We start from the raw sequence: 17,389 nt of genomic DNA, 5'->3' as shown, positions 1-17,389 counted from the left end.
GAGCGAGGTCATGACGTGCTTGATGCGGGTGTAGTCCTCGAAGCCGTAGGCGGAGAGGTCCTTGCCGTAGCCGGACTTCTTGAATCCGCCGTGGGGCATCTCGGCGACCAGCGGGATGTGGGTGTTGATCCACACGCAGCCGAAGTCGAGGTTCTTGGACATCCGCATCGCACGGGAGTGGTCCTTGGTCCACACCGAGGAGGCCAGGGCGTACTCGACGCCGTTGGCGAACTCCACGGCCTGGGCCTCGTCCGTGAAGGACTGGACGGTGATGACGGGCCCGAAGACCTCCTGCTGGATGATCTCGTCGTCCTGGCGGAGGCCGGAGACGACGGTCGGGGCGTAGAAGTAGCCCGTGTCGCCGACGCGGTGGCCTCCCGACTCGACCTTGGCGTGCGCGGGGAGCCGCTCGATGAAGCCGCTGACCTGCGCCAGCTGGTTGGCGTTGTTGAGCGGGCCGTAGAGCACGTCCTCGTCGTCCGGCAGACCGGTCTTCGTGTCGGCCGCCGCCTTGGCGAGCGCGGTGACGAACTCGTCGTGGACGGACGCGTGGACCAGGACGCGGGTGGCGGCCGTGCAGTCCTGGCCGGCGTTGAAGTAGCCGGCCACGGAGATGCCCTCGACGGCCTTGGCGATGTCGGCGTCCTCGAAGACGACGACCGGGGCCTTGCCGCCGAGCTCCAGGTGGACGCGCTTGACGTCCTTGGACGCGGACTCGGCGACCTGCATGCCGGCCCGCACCGAGCCGGTGATGGAGGCCATCGCCGGGGTCGGGTGCTCGACCATCGCGCGGCCGGTGTCGCGGTCGCCGCAGATGACGTTGAAGACGCCCTTGGGCAGGATCTGCCCGATGATCTCGGCGATCAGCACGGTCGACGCCGGAGTGGTGTCGGACGGCTTGATGACGACGGTGTTGCCCGCGGCGAGTGCCGGGGCGAACTTCCACACGGCCATCATCATCGGGTAGTTCCACGGCGCGACCTGGGCGCAGACGCCGACCGGCTCGCGGCGGACGATGGAGGTGAGCCCCTCCATGTACTCGCCGGCCGAGCGGCCCTCGAGCAGCCGGGCGGCACCCGCGAAGAAGCGGATCTGGTCCACCATCGGCGGGATCTCTTCGGTACGCGTGAGCTCCAGCGGCTTGCCGGTGTTCTCCGACTCCGCCGCGATGAGGTCCTCGGCCCTCTCCTCGAAGGCGTCCGCGATCTTCAGCAGTGCCTTCTGGCGTTCGGCGGGCGTCACGTCGCGCCAGGCGGGGAACGCCGCGGCGGCGGCGTCCATGGCGGCATCGACGTCGGCCTGTCCGGAGAGCGGCGAGGTCGCGTAGACCTCTTCCGTCACCGGGTTGACCACGTCGATGGTCCGCCCGTCCGCGGCGTCCCGGAACTCTCCGTTGATGTAGTTGCGCAGGCGGCGCACCTCGGTGGTCACGACCACCCCTCCTGTCGGCTGTCCGATGGGTGAGACTTCCACCCTAGACCGTCCGGTGACGCTTTCGACATACCCAACCGCCGTCTCCTTCGGATTCAGTGAGATTCAGGCATACAGACAACGAATTTCATCGATTCAGGCTTGCCAGACAGACGAGTCGCGGTGCAGAGTGGAGGCGTGGCCAGCCGTAGCGCAGACTCCAGGAACGGGAGCACATCGTCACCAGCGGTCGATGCGGTCTCCCTCGCGATCATCGAGCAGCTCCAGGAGGACGGGCGGCGTCCGTACGCCGCGATCGGAAAGGCCGTGGGCCTCTCCGAAGCCGCCGTGCGCCAGCGCGTCCAGAAGCTGCTCGACCAGGGCGTGATGCAGATCGTCGCCGTCACCGACCCGCTCACCGTGGGACTGCGGCGCCAGGCGATGGTGGGCATCAACGTCGAGGGCGACCTCGACCCGGTGGCCGAGGCCCTGTCTGCCATGGACGAATGCGAGTACGTGGTGATGACCGCGGGCTCCTTCGACCTCATGGTGGAGATCGTCTGCGAGGACGACGACCACCTGCTGCAGACGATCAACAAACGCATCCGGGCCATACCCGGTGTGCGCTCCACCGAGAGCTTCGTCTACCTCAAGCTCAAGAAGCAGACCTATATGTGGGGAACCCGATAGCCGTGAGCAAGGACCTCAGCCGAACCGCGTACGACCACCTGTGGATGCACTTCACCCGCATGTCGGACTACGAGAAGGCGCCCGTTCCCACCATCGTGCGTGGCGAGGGCACCTACATCTACGACGACAAGGGCAAGCGCTACCTCGACGGCCTCTCCGGCCTCTTCGTGGTGAACGCCGGACACGGCCGCCGCGAGCTCGCCGAGACCGCGTTCAAGCAGGCCCAGGAGCTGGCCTTCTTCCCGGTATGGTCCTATGCCCACCCCAAGGCGGTCGAGCTCGCCGAGCGCCTGGCCCACCACGCCCCGGGCGACCTCAACAAGGTCTTCTTCACCACGGGCGGCGGTGAGGCGGTCGAGACCGCCTGGAAGCTGGCCAAGCAGTACTTCAAGCTCAAGGGCAAGCCCACCAAGTACAAGGTCATCTCGCGTGCGGTCGCCTACCACGGCACCCCGCAGGGAGCCCTGTCCATCACCGGTCTGCCCGCTCTGAAGGCCCCCTTCGAGCCGCTGGTGCCCGGCGCGCACAAGGTGCCGAACACCAACATCTACCGCGCACCGCTCTTCGGCGACGACCCGGAGGCCTTCGGCCGCTGGGCCGCCGACCAGATCGAGCAGCAGATCCTCTTCGAGGGCCCGGACACCGTCGCCGCGGTCTTCCTGGAGCCCGTGCAGAACGCCGGCGGCTGCTTCCCGCCGCCGCCCGGCTACTTCCAGCGGGTGCGCGAGATCTGCGACCGGTACGACGTGCTGCTCGTCTCCGACGAGGTCATCTGCGCGTTCGGCCGTCTCGGCACGATGTTCGCCTGCGACAAGTTCGGCTACGTCCCGGACATGATCACCTGCGCCAAGGGAATGACCTCGGGTTACTCGCCCATCGGCGCCTGCATCATCTCCGACCGCCTGGCCGAGCCGTTCTACGAGGGTGACAACACCTTCCTGCACGGCTACACCTTCGGCGGCCATCCGGTGTCAGCGGCGGTCGGTCTCGCCAACCTCGACATCTTCGAGCGCGAGGGCCTCAACCAGCACGTCCTGGACAACGAGAGCGCGTTCCTGAAGACGCTCCAGAAGCTGTCCGACCTGCCGATCGTCGGCGACGTCCGCGGCAACGGCTTCTTCTACGGCATCGAGCTGGTGAAGGACAAGGCCACCAAGGAGACCTTCACCGACGAGGAGACCGAGCGCGTCCTGTACGGCTTCCTCTCCAAGGCGCTGTACGAGAACGGCCTCTACTGCCGGGCCGACGACCGCGGCGACCCGGTCGTCCAGCTCGCGCCGCCTCTGATCTCCGACCAGTCGACGTTCGACGAGATCGAGGGCATTCTGCGCAACGTCCTGACGGAGGCCTGGACGAAGCTCTGACCGACGCGCCGACTGCGGCCGGCGAAGCGCCTCCGGCAGTCATTTCATACGGACCACGCGGCCCGGATGCACCCTTTCGAGTGAGAAGGGATGCATCCGGGCCGCGTACTGTCCCGACACCCCGGTCCGGCTGCCTAGCGTGCCGAGTGACCGATCGGCTGCGTTTTCGTTGAATACGTTCCCCCGTACGGGGGACTGGAAAATCTGATCCGAACCGAGGTGTACGCCATGGTGGCCCCGCCCGACAACGACGTGATCTGGGCACGTTCCCTGCACCACTCCCACAACGGATCGCCGGGGCTCGGCGGTGTCTCCCTCGGTGTCCGTGACGGCGAGATCCTCGCCGTGGCCGGCCCCCGCGGGTGCGGGAAGACGACGCTCCTGCACTGCCTCTCCGGCCAGCTGGTGCCCGACCAGGGCGAGGTCTGGTTCAACAGCGTGCCCGTGCACACCATGGGCCCCCGGCTGCGCGAGCAGCTCCGCCGGGACAGATTCGGCTGGATCGCGGCCGAGCCCCAGCTCGTGCCCGAGCTCAGCACCTGGGAGAACGCGGCTCTTCCCCTGCTGCTGCGGGGCGTCTCGCACCGGGCGGCGAAGAAGGCCGCCACCGAGTGGCTGGAGCGTCTGGACATCGGCCCGCTCGCCAGAAAGCGGCCCCACACCCTGCTCCAGTCGCAGCGCCAGCGGATCTCCGTGGCCCGTGCGCTGGCCTCGTCGCCGTCCGTGATCTTCGCGGACGAACCGACCGCTTCCCTGCACCACGCCGAGCGCGCGCAACTCCTGCGCACCCTCACCACCGCGGCGCGGTCCCACGGGATCACCGTGGTGCTCGCCACCCACGACGCGGAGGTCGCGGCACTCGCCGACCGTGTGGTCAGCATGCTGGACGGCCGCCGCGTGAACACCGTCTCCCTGCCCGCCGCGACCGATACGGAAGGCCGCTCGGCGTGCTCGCTCTCCGTCTGACCCGCGGCTCGCACCCCCTGGTACTGATGCGTCGGCTGCTGCTCGCCGCCGCGTCGGCCGGGGTCGGCTTCCTTCTCCTGTGCACGCTGGGATACGCCTCCGGGCACCCGGCGAACGCGTCGAGTTCCGTACTGCGGCTGCTGTGGTGCGCCGTACCGCTCGCCGCGACCGTCCAGTTCGCGGTAGCGGTCGCGCGGACGGATCCGAGCACCCGCCCGCGGCCCGCTCTCTTCGCCGCCGGTCTCGGGCCTGCCCGGCTCGCGGTGCTGGCGGCGATCTCGACGGCGGTCTCCACCACGCTGGGGTCGGTGGTGGCGCTCCTGTTCTTCCTGCATCTGCGCGGGGACCTGACCGGTCTGCCGTTCGACGGCGGTGCGGCGGAGTTCCTCGGTGCGGGTACCCCGCTGCCGCTCGCCGCGGCACTGACGCTGCTGGCCGTCGTCCCGCTGGCCGCGTCCGCGGCCGGCGGCCTCGCCCTGCGTTCCAGGCCGGTCGCGCCGTCCGAGGCCCAGGAGGCCGAGGCGGATCTCGCCCCGTCCCCGACGCCGACGGAGCTGCCCTGGGGCGTCGCGCTCACCGCGGCCGGACTCGCGGTCGAGGCGTACGCGAGCCGCGGTGAGGCGGGCAGCCCCTTCCCGCTGCCGGGCCGGCTGGACTCCACCCCCGCGGCCGTGCTCGTGGGATGGACGCTCACCGCGATCGGCCTGGCCATGGCCGGGCCCGGCCTGACCCATCTGTGCGGACGGCTGCTCCAGGCGGTACGCCCCGGCGCCGTACGGCTGCTCGCGGGCAGGGTCCTGATGGACGAGGCCTCCCGCATCGGCCGGCCGCTGGGCATCGTCTGTGCCGTGGTGTCCGGTGTCATCGCCGCCTCCGTGCTGTACACGGGCGGGCCCCGCCCCTTCGGCCCGCTCACCGCGCTCGGCGCCGTACTCGTCATCGGCTGCACCCTGGCGACCCTGCTGACCACCGCGCTGGAGGCCAAGCAGGCCCGTGCGCGTACGGCCGCGACCCTGTTGCGGCTGGGTGCCCCGGTCTCCGCGCTGCGCAGCGCCGCGGCACTGCGGGCACTGGTGCTCCTGGCCGTCTTCGCGCCACTGACCTGGGCGATCGCGGAGCTGGCGGCGCTGCCTCTGACGGGGTGACACCCGCCGCGGGAGTGGTCCGTAGCATGGCGGCGTGGAGAATCCGGACGAGAACACGTACGCACCCGGCGTCGAGATCGAGACGCTCACCGCATTCGACAAGGCCGTCGGGGCCGGACCCCTCGTCGACCACCGGGTCCAGTCCGTCGACCTGACGGACCGGACCGAGGCACTGCTCGCGACAGACACCCGGGCCGCCGTCTTCCTCGGCTGCCGCATGGAGCCCCGCGCCGAGGCGAAGATACGCGGCGACGGGGCTTTCGTCTTCCCGCCGGTGCCCGGACTGCCCTTCGACCCCTACAGGGGCCTGCTCTACACCCCCGACGCCCTGTACGAGGGCCTGTCGGAGGGTGGTTACGGGTCGACCCCTGACGCGCGGGCGTACGGCTGGTTCCAGCTGACCAGGTCGAACGGCGACGTCTTCGCCTCGATGCTCCGCGCCCTGCACGACGACGCAGTCTCCGACGCCCTGGACGAACACCTCGTCGGAGCACGGGTGGTGGGCGTGATGGGCGGCCATGCGATGGCCCGGGGCTCCGAGGCCTACCGCGGCGCCGCCGCGCTCGGCAGGGAGCTGGCACGCAGCGGCCTGACCGTGGCGACGGGCGGCGGCCCGGGCGCGATGGAGGCGGCCAACCTCGGCGCGTACGCGGCGCCGCACTCCGACGCCATGCTGCTCAAGGCCTGCGAACTCCTTTCCGCGTCACCGTCGTTCAGCCCTTCGGTCACCGACTGGGCGAAGGCGGCGTTCGCCGTACGGGAACGCTGGCCCGACGGGGGTTCCTCGGTCGCGATTCCGACCTGGTTCTACGGCCACGAGCCGCCCAACGTCTTCGCGGACCACATCGCCAAGTACTTCGCGAACGCCGTGCGTGAGGACGGCCTCCTGGCCCGCTCCACCGCCGGTGTGATCTTCCTTCCGGGTGCCGCCGGAACCGTGCAGGAGATCTTCGACAACGCGACGCCGAACTACTACGAGTCGCGTTCGGCGCCCACACCGATGGTGCTGGTGGACCGCGCCCACTGGACGGAGAAGCTGCCCGCCTGGCCCCTGCTGAGCGCGCTGGCCGAGGGGCGGGCGATGGAGTCCCGGATCACGCTCGTCGACACGGTCGAGGAGGCGGCGGGGGCGCTCGCGCGGCTGACGGGCTGACCTCCGGGGACCGCCCGCGCTCAGCGGGCGGCGAGCAGGGCGTCGAAGAGCGCCTCCCAGTCGTCCTCGGCCGCCGCGTGCTACTCGGGGGTGAGATGGCCCCCGCGCTGCCGGAACTCCATCTCGGTGGACTTCCGGTTCCGCTCGGTGAGGGTGACCGTCACGATCTCGCCCTCGACGTCCTCGGGCGCGCTCCCGTCCTTCAGGGGTGAGGACGAGCCGCGCGCTGACTCGGCCATGGCTGTTCCTCTCCGACGTCCCCCGTTTCCCGGTCCCCGTCCAGAGGATCAGGCTCCGGGGGAGGCCGCCGGCCGGACCGGTCAGGCCGGGGGCAGCACCACCGTCTCCTCGGGATCGAACGTCACGCCCACGACGGCGCCCTCGTCCGGGGTGTTCCGCAGGCCGCACTCCGCCTCCAGGGCGGGGCCGTCCCCGGGGTGCAGGGCGACCGTGACGTGATGGCCGCGGAAAGTACGTACGCCGACCGTGCAGCGCAGGCCGTCCTTCGGGCCGCCGATCCGGACGCCGCCCGGCCGCACGAGCAGCTCGCACTCGCCCTGGGTCGAGCCGTCGGGCACCGGCACCTTGCCCCAGACGGTGTCGGCGGCCGTGCCGGTGACGGTGGCCTCCACCAGGTTGTCGAAGCCGAGGAAGCGGGCGACGAACGCAGAGGCGGGCTGCTGCCAGACGTCCAGCGGGGTGCCGGCCTGGGCGATCCGGCCGTCCCGCATGACCACGACCCGGTCGGCGAGCGCGAAGGCCTCGCCCTGGTCGTGGGTGACGGCGAGCACAGTGGTGCCCAGCCGGCCGAAGAGGGTACGGAGCTCGACGACGAGCCGTTCGCGCAGGCTCCGGTCCAGCTGTCCCAGCGGTTCGTCCAGCATCAGCAGCTTCGGGCGGGGCGCCAGGGCCCGGGCGAGGGCCACCCGCTGCTGCTCTCCGCCGGACAGCGCGGCGACGGCCCGGCGTCCGGCCCCGGGCAGGCCGACCAGCTCCAGGAGCTCGTCTGCCCGACGGTCGTGCTCGGCCCGGGAGGCGCCGTGCATCCGCAGTCCGAAGGCGACGTTGGCGCCGACGTCCCGGTGGGGGAACAGCTGGTGGTCCTGGAACATCAGACCGAGCCCGCGCCGGTGCACGGGCAGCGGCGCCTGGTCGGTGCCGTCCAGGAGTACGCGTCCGCCGTCCAGCGGCTGCAGCCCGGCCACGGCCCGCAGCAGGGTCGACTTTCCGCTGCCGCTCGGACCCAGCACGCAGACGATCTCGTGGTCCGCGACCTCCAGGTCCACCGCGTCCAGCGCGGTCCGCTTCCCGAAGCGGACCGTGGCGGACTCCACTGCCAGCATCTCTAGAACTCCCCGGATCGGTCGGTACGGATACGTTCGAGCAGGAGCAGCGAGACCGCGCAGACGAGCATCAGAATCGTGCTCAGGGCCATCGCCTGGCCGTAGTTGAGCTCTCCGGAACGTCCCAGCAGCCGTGCCACGGCGACCGGCAGGGTGGGGTTGTCGGGGCGCGCGATGAACACGGTCGCCCCGAACTCACCGAGCGACACCGCGAAGGCGAAGCCCGCGGCGACCAGCACGGCCCGCCGGACCAGCGGCAGGTCCACCTCGCGCCAGGCCCGTAGCGGCGAGGCACCGAGCACCGCGGCGGCCTCCCTCAGCCGGTCGTCCACGGCGCGCAGGACGGGCAGCATCGTGCGTACGACGAACGGGACGCCCACCAGTGCCTGGGCGAGCGGGACGAGGATCCAGGAAGTCCGCAGGTCGAACGGCGGCTCGTCGAGCGTGATGAGGAAGCCGAAACCGACGGTGACGGCGGAGACCCCTAGCGGGAGCATGAGCAACGCGTCGAATCCCCGTACCAGCCGGCCCGCCCGCCGGGTCAGGGCGCCGGCCGCGAGGCCGCCGACCACCAGGGCGATGAGGGTCGCGACCGCCGCGTACCGCAGGGAGTTCCCGATGGCGTCGAGCGGCGGCACCAGGAAGGTGGAGCCGTTGGCGTCCGCGGACTGCAGCGCGCGGTAGAAGGCGAATCCGTAGCCGCCGGAGGTGTCGAAGGATCGTTCCACCAGCACACCGAGCGGGAGCAGGACGAGCAGGAGCACCGTCAGCAGGACGCCGCCGAGCAGCGCCCGCTGCCCGGCCCCGCGGGGCGGCCGGGAGGTCCCCGCCGGATCGACCAGCTTCAGGGCGGTCTCCCTGCGCCGTACGGTCCACGCGTGCACGGCGAGGATCCCGCCGACCGCCGCGAACTGCACCAGGGTCAGCACGGCGGCCGTCGGCAGGTCCAGCAGCTGCGCGGTCTGGCGGTAGATCTCCACCTCCAGCGTGGAGTAGGCCGGACCGCCGAGGATCTGGACGACCCCGAAGGAGGTGAAGGTGAAGAGGAAGACCATCAGCGCGGCCGCGGCCACCGCCGGACCCAGTGCGGGCAGGGTCACCCGCCGGAAGGCGGCGAACCGTCCCGCCCCCAGGACCCGGGCGGCCTCCTCCTGACGGGGATCGAGCTGCGACCACAGCCCGCCCACGGTCCGTACGACGACCGCGTAGTTGAAGAAGACGTGGGCGAGCAGGATCGCCCACACCGTGGTGTCGAGCCGGACCCCCCACAGCTGGTCGAGGAACCCGCCGCGCCCCAGCAGCGCGAGGAACGCCGTCCCCACCACGACGGTGGGCAGCACGAACGGCACGGTCACCACGGCCCGCAGCAGCTGCTTGCCCGGGAAGTCGAAACGGGCGAAGACATAGGCGCCGGGCAGCGCGATCAGCAGCGTCAGCGCCGTGGAGGCGAGGGCCTGCCAGGTCGTGAACCAGAGGACGTCCAGGATGTCCGGCCGGCTCAGCACCTCACCGATCCTGCCGAACTGCCACTCCCCCTCGGCCTTCAGACCCCGGCCGACGATCGCGGCGACCGGGTAGGCGAAGAACAGCGCGAAGAACGCGACGGGCACGGTCATCAGGCCGAGCCGCACCGCGTTCCCCCCGCGCGGGGGCCGCGCGACTACTTCACGACGAGCGAGGACCACGACTGGACCCACTGCTCACGGTTCTTGGCGATCTTCTCCGGGTCCACCGTCGCCGGCTTGTCGATGCTCGCCCCGAACTCCGTGAACAGCTCCGGCAGCTTCGCGTCCTCCACCACCGGGTTCACGAACATGTTCAGCGGCATGTCCTCCTGGAACTGCTTGCTGATCAGGAAGTCCAGCAGGGCCTTGCCGCCCGCCTCGTTCTTCGCGCCGTCCAGCAGTCCGGCGAACTCGGTCTGGCGGAAGCAGGTGCCAGTGGCGACCCCGGTCGGGGCCTCGGAGGGCTGCGGGTCGGCGTACAGCACCTCGACGGGCGGGCTGGAGGCGTACGAGACGACGAGCGGCCGGTCCGCCTTGGCCTTCTTGCCGCCGGCGGAGCCGGAGAACTCGTCGTTGTACGCCTGCTCCCAGCCGTCGACGGTCTTGACGCCGTTGTCCTTCAGCTTCTTCCAGTAGTCCTGGTAGCCGGTCTCGCCGTAGGTGGCGACCGTACCGAGGAGGAAGCCGAGTCCGGGCGAGGAGGTCGCCGCGTTCTCGGTGACGAGCAGGTCCTTGTACGCGGGCTTCAGCAGGTCGTCGAAGGAGTTCGGCGGGTCGAGCTTCTTGTCGGCGAAGTACTTCTTGTCGTAGTTGACGCAGATGTCGCCGGTGTCGACGGGCGTGACGCGGTGCCGGTCGGCGTCGAGTCGGGCGTCGGCCGCGACACGGTCGAGGCCCTTCGCCTCGTACGGCGTGAACAGGCCGTTGTCCAGGGCGCGGGAGAGCAGGGTGTTGTCGACACCGAAGAACACGTCGCCGCGGGGGGAACCCTTGGTGAGGATCTCCTGGTTGAGCGCGGCGCCGGCGTCCCCGCTCTTGAGCACCTTGACCTGGTAGCCGGTCTCCTTCGTGAACGCCTTCAGGACGGCGTCCGAGGCGTTGAACGAGTCGTGGCTGACCAGCGTGACGGTCTTGGAGCCGGCCCCGGTGTCGCCGGAAGCCTTGTCGTCGGAACCGCCGCAGCCCGCGAGCACGGTGACGCCGAGCGCGACGGCCAGCGCCGTCGCGGCACACTTCGTGGTGGTGTTCATCTGATTCCTCCTGGAGGTGACCAGGAAGAGACGCGGCCCCGCCCGCTCGGCGAGCGGGCAGGGCGCAACAGCTTGAGTAAGGCCCGAACTTCCTACCCGGAATGACCCGGGCGAGGTTCAGAGGGTCTGCGGCCGACCTGTCCTCGGTGCCGCACTCTCAGCGCTGTGGCGCTCCCCTGTCGGAATATGAAGTTGATTTCCGGGGCCAGGCTACACCGGCCGGATCATGCCCGACAGGCCGGATGTCGCCCCTCCCCGGCGCCTCAGCGCTCGGAGGCCGCCAACTGCCCGCAGGCACCGTCGATCTCCTGGCCACGGGTGTCCCGGACGGTGACCGGCACGCCATGGGCGGCGATCGCCTCGACGAACGCCTTCTCGTCCTCGGGCCGCGAAGCGGTCCACTTGGAGCCCGGGGTCGGGTTCAGCGGGATGAGGTTGACGTGTACCCGCTTGCCCTTGAGCAGCCGGCCGAGCCGGTCGCCCCGCCACGCCTGGTCGTTGATGTCACGGATCAGCGCGTACTCGATGGAGATGCGGCGGCCCGACTTCTCCGCGTACTCCCACGCGGCGTCCAGGACCTCACGGACCTTCCAGCGGGTGTTCACGGGGACCAGGGTGTCGCGGAGCTCGTCGTCCGGGGCGTGCAGCGAGACCGCGAGGCGGCACTTGAAGCCCTCGTCGGCGAAGCGCAGCATCGCCGGCACGAGGCCCACCGTGGAGACGGTGATCCCGCGCTGCGAGAGCCCCAGGCCGTCCGGCTCGGGGTCCGTCAGCCGGCGGATCGCCCCGACCACGCGCTTGTAGTTGGCCAGCGGCTCGCCCATGCCCATGAAGACGATGTTGGAGAGCCGCGCCGGGCCGCCCGGGACCTCGCCGTCGCGCAGCGCCCGCATGCCGTCCACGATCTGGTGCACGATCTCGGCGGTCGACAGGTTGCGGTCGAGACCGGCCTGCCCGGTCGCGCAGAACGGGCAGTTCATCCCGCAGCCGGCCTGGGAGGAGATGCACATGGTGACCCGGTCCGGGTACCGCATGAGCACGGACTCGACGAGCGTGCCGTCGTGCAGCTTCCAGAGCGTCTTGCGGGTGGTGTCGTCGTCACAGCTGATGTGGCGCATGACCGACATCAGATCCGGGAACATCGCCTCGGCGAGCTTCTCGCGCGACGCGGCCGGGATATTGGTCCACTCCGCCGGGTCGTGCGCGTACCGCGTGAAGTAGTGCTGCGACAGCTGCTTGGCGCGGAAGGGCTTCTCGCCGGTCGCGGCGACTGCTTCCTTGCGCTCGTCGGGGGTGAGGTCGGCGAGGTGCCGCGGCGGCCGCTTGGCTCCGCGGGGCGCGACGAAAGTGAGTTCTCCGGGCTTAGGCATGGTTCATCCAGTGTCGCAGACACGCCGTGGTCCTCGGATCCGCCGAGGACCACGGGTGGTACGCCGGGGGACGGCCCGGCCGGCATCGGCCGTGGTCGCAGGCGTGCCTCGGCACACGGAGGGCCCGGGCACACGCGGCGACGGTGACCGATCGCACGGGGACCGGCCGGTCCCGGCGACACGCGGGCCCTCGGGAGCACGCGAAGGGCCCGCCGTCCGGTGGGGACGGCGGGCCCTTCGTGGAAGCGCGAGGCGGAACCGGGAAGCTCAGCCCGATCCGACGAACAGCACCAGCAGCAGCCACACGACCGGCGCGCTCGGCAGGAGCGAGTCGAGCCGGTCCATGATGCCGCCGTGACCGGGCAGGAGCGTGCCCATGTCCTTGATGCCCAGGTCCCGCTTGATCATGGACTCGCCCAGGTCACCCAGCGTGGCACTGGCGGCGACCGCGAGCCCCATCAGCAGGCCCTGCCACCAGGCCCCGTCGTCGATCAGGAACTCCATGCACAGGGCGCCGGCCACCATCGCGAAACCGACGGCACCGAGCAGACCCTCACGGGTCTTCCCGGGGCTGATGCGCGGAGCCAGCTTGTGCGTCCCGAAGCGCCAGCCGACGGCGTACGCGCCGGTGTCGCTGACCACGGTCAGCAGCAGGAACGTCAGCACACGCCACGCACCGTCGTCCGCGGTGAGCATCATGGAGACGAACGTCGCCAGGAACGGGACGTAGAACACGGCGAAGACACCAGCCGTGACGTCCTTGAGATACCCCTCGGGGGGCTCCGTCATCCGCCACACGAGCACCGCGAGGGCCGTGAGCGCCATGGCTACCCAGGCGCCCTCCGCCTCACGCACGTAACCGGCGACCACCATCGCGGCGCCGCCGACGGCGAGCGGCACGAGGGGGACGTTGATGTCCTTGCGTTCCTTGAGGCGGGAGGTGAGCTCCCACAGACCGACCACCACCGCCAGCACGACCACGCCGACGAAAACGGCCTTCACGATGAAGAGGGATCCGGCGACGAGGGCACCGAGACCGACGCCGACCCCTATGGCGGCACGCAGATCACGGCCCGCGCGCTTCTTGTGCGGCGGGGACGGCGGCGGGGTGGACATGGGCTCCTGCGGCATCTCGTCACGGAACAGGGGGCCGCTGACGCGCGCGGCGTCCCCGTTCCGGTCGTCGCGGTCGTCAGCGTCTCTACCTGCGTCGGGAACGTCCGGCACGATGGGCATGGGCCGAGTCTGCTGGGCGCCGTGCACATCGTATGCAGGACCCGCCGGAGCGGCCCCCATCTCGGGCGTGCTCCGGTAACCGGTTCCCTGCGGGGCGCCCCAGGAAGAGTCGTTCATCAGACTTCGAGCAGCTCGGCTTCCTTGTGCTTGAGCAGCTCGTCGACCTGCGCCACGTACTTCGCGGTGGTGTCGTCGAGCTCCTTCTCCGCGCGGCGGACCTCGTCCTCGCCGGACTCCTTGTCCTTGACGAGCTTGTCGAGCGACTCCTTGGCCTTGCGGCGGATGGAGCGGATCGAGATCTTGGAGTCCTCGGCCTTGGTCTTGGCGACCTTGATGTACTCCTTGCGGCGGTCCTGCGTGAGCTCGGGGAACGTCACACGGATGATGTTGCCGTCGTTGCTCGGGTTGACACCGAGGTCGGAGTCACGGATCGCCTGCTCGATGTTGCGCAGCGCCGTCTTGTCGAACGGGGTCACCACGGCCATCCGCGGCTCGGGGACCGAGAACGAGGCGAGCTGGTTGATCGGGGTCAGCGCGCCGTAGTAGTCGGCGACGATCTTGTTGAACATCGCCGGGTGCGCACGGCCGGTTCGGATCGCCGCGAAGTCCTCTTTCGCGACCACGACGGCCTTCTCCATCTTCTCCTCGGCCTCGAGGAGGATTTCTTCGATCACCACGTGCTCCTGCGTGTCTTGAGCGGGCCCGTCATCGTCGGGCCCTGCGGATCCTGCGTCGCGTCCTCACCTGCACGGTGTCCGACCGGCAGGCCGTTGTCCATCTTGTGGGCCGTCAGGCCCGGGTGCTCCGGTCGCTCACCAGCGTGCCGATCTTCTCACCCTTGACCGCGCGGGCGATATTGCCCTCCTGCGTCAGTTCGAAGACGAGGATCGGGAGCTGGTTGTCGCGGCAGAGGGTGATGGCGGTGGCGTCGGCGACCTTGAGGTCACGGGCGATCACCTCGCCGTACTCCAGGGCGTCGAACTTCACCGCTCCGGGGTTGGTCCTCGGGTCGGCGTCGTAGACCCCGTCCACGCCGTTCTTCCCCATCAGCAGCGCCTCGGCATCGATCTCCAGGGCACGCTGCGCGGCGGTCGTGTCGGTGGAGAAGTACGGCATTCCCATGCCGGCGCCGAAGATCACGACACGCCCCTTCTCCAGGTGCCGCACGGCACGGAGGGGAATGTACGGCTCTGCGACCTGGCCCATGGTGATGGCGGTCTGGACGCGTGAGTCGATGCCTTCCTTCTCCAGGAAGTCCTGCAGCGCCAGGCAGTTCATGACCGTGCCGAGCATGCCCATGTAGTCGGACCGCGCCCGGTCCATGCCGCGCTGCTGGAGCTCGGCGCCACGGAAGAAGTTTCCGCCGCCGATGACGACCGCGATCTCCGCGCCGTCGCGTACGACCGCGGCGATCTCGCGGGCGATGGCGTGCACGACATCGGGGTCGACACCGAGGCCTCCGCCACCGGCGAAGGCCTCGCCGGACAGCTTCAGCATGAAGCGCCCGGAAATCGTGCCGTCGTCGCGCTTGTGGTCACCCTGTGTGGCGTCCGCGCCCTTGTTCATGGAGATTCTCCTCGTGCACATACGAAGAAGGCCATTGCCGGTGGGTCTGTTGTCCCTCAGCGGCAATGGCCTCCTCGTCAGATCTGCGGTCGTCCGGCTGAGTGCAACCGACGACTGCACCAGACCCTATCGGGGTCCACCGTTGTTCGCGGACGGACTCAGATGCCGACCTTGATGCGCGTGAAGCGCTTCAGGGTGACACCGGCCTCGTCCAGGACCTTCTGGACGGACTTCTTGTTGTCCAGGGCGTACGGCTGGCCGAGGAGGGTGGCCTCCTTGAAGAAGCCGTTGACGCGACCCTCGACGATCTTCGGGAGCGCGGCCTCGGGCTTGCCCTCGGCGCGCGTGGTCTCCTCGGCGACGCGGCGCTCGGCCTCGACGACCTCGGCCGGGACGTCCTCGCGGGCGAGGTACTTCGGCGCGAAGGCGGCGATGTGCTGGGCGAGGCCCTTCGCCAGGTCGGCGTCGGCCTTGTCCAGCTCGACCAGGACACCGATCTGCGGCGGCAGGTCGGGCATGGTGCGGTGCATGTACACGGAGACGAAGGCGCCGTTGAACTGCGCGAAGCGGTCCAGGACGATCTTCTCGCCGAGATTGGCGTTGGCCTCGTCCACGAACGCCTGGACGGTCTTGCCGGGCTCGATCTCGGAGGCGAGGAGCGCCTCGATGTCGGCCGGGGAGGTCGCGGCGACGTGCGCGGCCAGCGTGTTGGCGACGGCCTGGAACTTGTCACCCTTGGCGACGAAGTCCGTCTCGCACTTCAGCTCGACCAGGACGCCGGACGTCTTGTCCTCGGAGATGAGGGAGACGACGGCACCGTTCTCGGCAGAACGGCCCTCGCGCTTGGCGACGCCCTTCTGACCCTTGATACGGAGGGCCTCGACCGCGCCGTCGACGTTGCCGTCGGCCTCGTCGAGCGCCTTCTTGCAGTCCATCATGCCGGCGCCGGTGAGCTCGCGGAGCTTCTTGACGTCAGCGGCGGTGTAGTTCGCCATGAGTCTGTTTCTCTCTCGAAGTCTGAAAGATCTACGGGTGAACGGCGGGGGCGGTGCAGCGCACCGGCCCCCGCCGTCATTCAGCCGTGACTACGGGTGTCAGGCCTGCTCGGCGTCCGCGGCCGGAGCCTCGGCGGCGGGGGCCTCGGCAGCGGGAGCCTCGGCAGCGGGAGCCTCGGCCTGCTCGGCAGCCTGCTCGTCGGCGGCGGCGGCCGGCTCGGCGTCGGCGGCCTTCTCGGTCTCGGCGGAGGACTGAACCTCGGCGTCGTCCTTCTTGTCGCCCGCGAGCAGGTCACGCTCCCACTCGGCGAGGGGCTCACCGGCGGCCTTCTCGCCCGGCTTCGAGTCGCCGGTCGCGGCACCGGAACGGGCGATGAGGCCCTCGGCGACGGCGTCGGCGATCACGCGGGTGAGCAGGGTGACGGAGCGGATCGCGTCGTCGTTGCCCGGGATCTTGTAGTCGACCTCGTCGGGGTCGCAGTTGGTGTCGAGGATCGCGACGACCGGGATGTGGAGCTTGCGCGCCTCACCGACGGCGATGTGCTCCTTCTTGGTGTCGACGATCCAGACGGCGCTCGGCACCTTCTGCATCTCGCGGATACCACCGAGGGTCTTCTCCAGCTTGGCCTTCTCGCGGGAGAGGACCAGGAGCTCCTTCTTGGTGAGGCCGGAGGCGGCCACGTCCTCGAAGTCGATGAGCTCGAGCTCCTTCAGACGCTGAAGGCGCTTGTAGACGGTGGAGAAGTTGGTGAGCATGCCACCGAGCCAACGCTGGTTGACGTACGGCATGCCGACGCGCGTCGCCTGCTCGGCGATGGCCTCCTGGGCCTGCTTCTTCGTACCCACGAACATGATGGAGCCGCCGTGGGCGACGGTCTCCTTGACGAACTCGTAGGCGCGGTCGATGTACGACAGCGACTGGAGCAGGTCGATGATGTAGATGCCGTTGCGCTCGGTGAAGATGAAGCGCTTCATCTTCGGGTTCCAGCGACGGGTCTGGTGACCGAAGTGGACGCCGCTTTCCAGCAGCTCCCGCATCGTGACGACGGCCATGGCCGTACTCCTTGATTTTCTCGGTTGCCGCGACCGCAGGATTGCTGTCGCGCCTGACGCCCCGACGCGCCGTGCCACAAGGGACCGAGGAGCGCGGCCACCGTCCGCAGAGAGGGAGGTGGCGGGGCGTGCGAAGTCGACCCGGTGACCCGGATCGCCAGAAGAAGTGTACGGGACCCGCCGGGTGCCGGGTGACGGCGATGTCCACAACCGACCGGCTGTCCACAGATCCGGGCCATGATCCCCGCGGAGCGCGCTTCCGGGAGATCGTTCCGTCATGTGCCGCACACCAGGAAAGACCGCCGGACGCCCCTGCACCGCCGGTGCGGCGACGGGGCCCGTG

Annotated in this window: 16 protein-coding genes and 1 riboswitch; of the genes, 5 read left to right on the top strand and 11 right to left on the bottom strand. The window is 69.9% G+C overall.

Features of this window, described 5'->3' with window-relative positions; genetic code table 11:
* Window positions 1-1,431, bottom strand: a 1,431-nt coding sequence (locus tag B9S57_RS02760; protein WP_103513931.1) for a gamma-aminobutyraldehyde dehydrogenase, incomplete at its 3' end; no start/stop codon positions are given.
* A 177-nt stretch (window positions 1,432-1,608) separates the two neighbouring features.
* Between B9S57_RS02760 and B9S57_RS02755 the strand changes: the two genes are divergently transcribed.
* The 5 genes from B9S57_RS02755 to B9S57_RS02735 all read left to right on the top strand — a co-directional run bounded on the left by B9S57_RS02755 (window position 1,609) and on the right by B9S57_RS02735 (window position 6,728).
* Window positions 1,609-2,100, top strand: a complete 492-nt coding sequence (locus tag B9S57_RS02755; RefSeq protein WP_181011207.1) for an Lrp/AsnC family transcriptional regulator — start codon at window positions 1,609-1,611, stop codon at window positions 2,098-2,100.
* The gene (locus tag B9S57_RS02750; protein WP_103513928.1) at window positions 2,085-3,464 is read left to right on the top strand and encodes an aspartate aminotransferase family protein; all 1,380 of its coding nucleotides are present in this window, start codon (window positions 2,085-2,087) and stop codon (window positions 3,462-3,464) included. Before B9S57_RS02755 ends, B9S57_RS02750 begins: the two co-directional genes overlap by 16 nt.
* A gap of 228 nt (window positions 3,465-3,692) precedes the next feature.
* The gene (locus tag B9S57_RS02745; RefSeq protein WP_103513927.1) at window positions 3,693-4,430 is read left to right on the top strand and encodes an ABC transporter ATP-binding protein; all 738 of its coding nucleotides are present in this window, start codon (window positions 3,693-3,695) and stop codon (window positions 4,428-4,430) included.
* Window positions 4,412-5,575 (top strand): hypothetical protein, encoded by a 1,164-nt coding sequence (locus B9S57_RS02740; RefSeq protein WP_103513926.1) that lies wholly within the window; start codon window positions 4,412-4,414, stop codon window positions 5,573-5,575. Before B9S57_RS02745 ends, B9S57_RS02740 begins: the two co-directional genes overlap by 19 nt.
* 34 nt (window positions 5,576-5,609) lie before the next feature.
* A complete protein-coding gene (locus B9S57_RS02735; RefSeq protein ID WP_103513925.1) occupies window positions 5,610-6,728 on the top strand; it encodes an LOG family protein in 1,119 nt (372 codons plus the stop codon).
* Window positions 6,729-6,808: 80 nt separating this feature from the next.
* Here the strand turns inward: B9S57_RS02735 and B9S57_RS02730 are convergent, their stop codons facing one another.
* The 10 genes from B9S57_RS02730 to rpsB form a co-directional block, all read right to left on the bottom strand.
* Complete coding sequence (locus B9S57_RS02730; protein WP_374935905.1) at window positions 6,809-6,967, bottom strand: hypothetical protein; 159 nt, start codon at window positions 6,965-6,967, stop codon at window positions 6,809-6,811.
* Window positions 6,968-7,048: 81 nt separating this feature from the next.
* Window positions 7,049-8,071: an ABC transporter ATP-binding protein gene (locus tag B9S57_RS02725; RefSeq protein WP_103513924.1), complete on the bottom strand. Its 1,023-nt coding sequence runs from the start codon at window positions 8,069-8,071 to the stop codon at window positions 7,049-7,051.
* Between the two features lie 2 nt (window positions 8,072-8,073).
* Window positions 8,074-9,687, bottom strand: a complete 1,614-nt coding sequence (locus B9S57_RS02720; RefSeq protein ID WP_103513930.1) for an iron ABC transporter permease — start codon at window positions 9,685-9,687, stop codon at window positions 8,074-8,076.
* Window positions 9,688-9,731: 44 nt separating this feature from the next.
* Window positions 9,732-10,826 (bottom strand): thiamine ABC transporter substrate binding subunit, encoded by a 1,095-nt coding sequence (locus tag B9S57_RS02715; RefSeq protein ID WP_103513923.1) that lies wholly within the window; start codon window positions 10,824-10,826, stop codon window positions 9,732-9,734.
* A gap of 71 nt (window positions 10,827-10,897) precedes the next feature.
* Window positions 10,898-11,014: riboswitch (TPP riboswitch) on the bottom strand.
* 75 nt (window positions 11,015-11,089) lie between these two features.
* On the bottom strand, window positions 11,090-12,196 hold the full coding sequence (gene rlmN / locus B9S57_RS02710; protein ID WP_073745767.1) for a 23S rRNA (adenine(2503)-C(2))-methyltransferase RlmN: 1,107 nt from the start codon (window positions 12,194-12,196) through the stop codon (window positions 11,090-11,092).
* Window positions 12,197-12,463: 267 nt separating this feature from the next.
* Complete coding sequence (locus tag B9S57_RS02705; protein ID WP_103513922.1) at window positions 12,464-13,549, bottom strand: phosphatidate cytidylyltransferase; 1,086 nt, start codon at window positions 13,547-13,549, stop codon at window positions 12,464-12,466.
* Window positions 13,549-14,106: a ribosome recycling factor gene (frr, locus tag B9S57_RS02700; RefSeq protein ID WP_031100531.1), complete on the bottom strand. Its 558-nt coding sequence runs from the start codon at window positions 14,104-14,106 to the stop codon at window positions 13,549-13,551. Before frr ends, B9S57_RS02705 begins: the two co-directional genes overlap by 1 nt.
* Window positions 14,107-14,221: 115 nt before the next feature.
* The gene (gene pyrH, locus B9S57_RS02695) at window positions 14,222-14,998 is read right to left on the bottom strand and encodes a UMP kinase (protein WP_103513921.1); all 777 of its coding nucleotides are present in this window, start codon (window positions 14,996-14,998) and stop codon (window positions 14,222-14,224) included.
* Window positions 14,999-15,156: 158 nt separating this feature from the next.
* A complete protein-coding gene (tsf, locus tag B9S57_RS02690) occupies window positions 15,157-15,993 on the bottom strand; it encodes a translation elongation factor Ts (RefSeq protein WP_103513920.1) in 837 nt (278 codons plus the stop codon).
* Between the two features lie 99 nt (window positions 15,994-16,092).
* Window positions 16,093-17,046: a 30S ribosomal protein S2 gene (gene rpsB / locus B9S57_RS02685; RefSeq protein WP_103513919.1), complete on the bottom strand. Its 954-nt coding sequence runs from the start codon at window positions 17,044-17,046 to the stop codon at window positions 16,093-16,095.
* Between the last annotated feature and the right edge of the window lie 343 nt (window positions 17,047-17,389).

It is taken from the genome of Streptomyces sp. SM10 (assembly GCF_002910915.1).
Classification (GTDB): domain Bacteria; phylum Actinomycetota; class Actinomycetes; order Streptomycetales; family Streptomycetaceae; genus Streptomyces.
Note: the sequence above shows the minus strand (reverse complement) of the source record. Positions and strands in the feature narration are given on the sequence as shown.

Coding starts and splice junctions, on each gene's coding strand:
- pyrH (WP_103513921.1), bottom strand. CDS start 14,998: ATGAACAAGGGCGCGGACGCCACACAGGGTGACCACAAGCGCGACGAC.
- rlmN (WP_073745767.1), bottom strand. CDS start 12,196: ATGCCTAAGCCCGGAGAACTCACTTTCGTCGCGCCCCGCGGAGCCAAG.
- B9S57_RS02720 (WP_103513930.1), bottom strand. CDS start 9,687: ATGACCGTGCCCGTCGCGTTCTTCGCGCTGTTCTTCGCCTACCCGGTC.
- B9S57_RS02705 (WP_103513922.1), bottom strand. CDS start 13,549: ATGAACGACTCTTCCTGGGGCGCCCCGCAGGGAACCGGTTACCGGAGC.
- B9S57_RS02745 (WP_103513927.1), top strand. CDS start 3,693: ATGGTGGCCCCGCCCGACAACGACGTGATCTGGGCACGTTCCCTGCAC.
- B9S57_RS02715 (WP_103513923.1), bottom strand. CDS start 10,826: ATGAACACCACCACGAAGTGTGCCGCGACGGCGCTGGCCGTCGCGCTC.
- B9S57_RS02730 (WP_374935905.1), bottom strand. CDS start 6,967: ATGGCCGAGTCAGCGCGCGGCTCGTCCTCACCCCTGAAGGACGGGAGC.
- rpsB (WP_103513919.1), bottom strand. CDS start 17,046: ATGGCCGTCGTCACGATGCGGGAGCTGCTGGAAAGCGGCGTCCACTTC.
- B9S57_RS02725 (WP_103513924.1), bottom strand. CDS start 8,071: ATGCTGGCAGTGGAGTCCGCCACGGTCCGCTTCGGGAAGCGGACCGCG.
- tsf (WP_103513920.1), bottom strand. CDS start 15,993: ATGGCGAACTACACCGCCGCTGACGTCAAGAAGCTCCGCGAGCTCACC.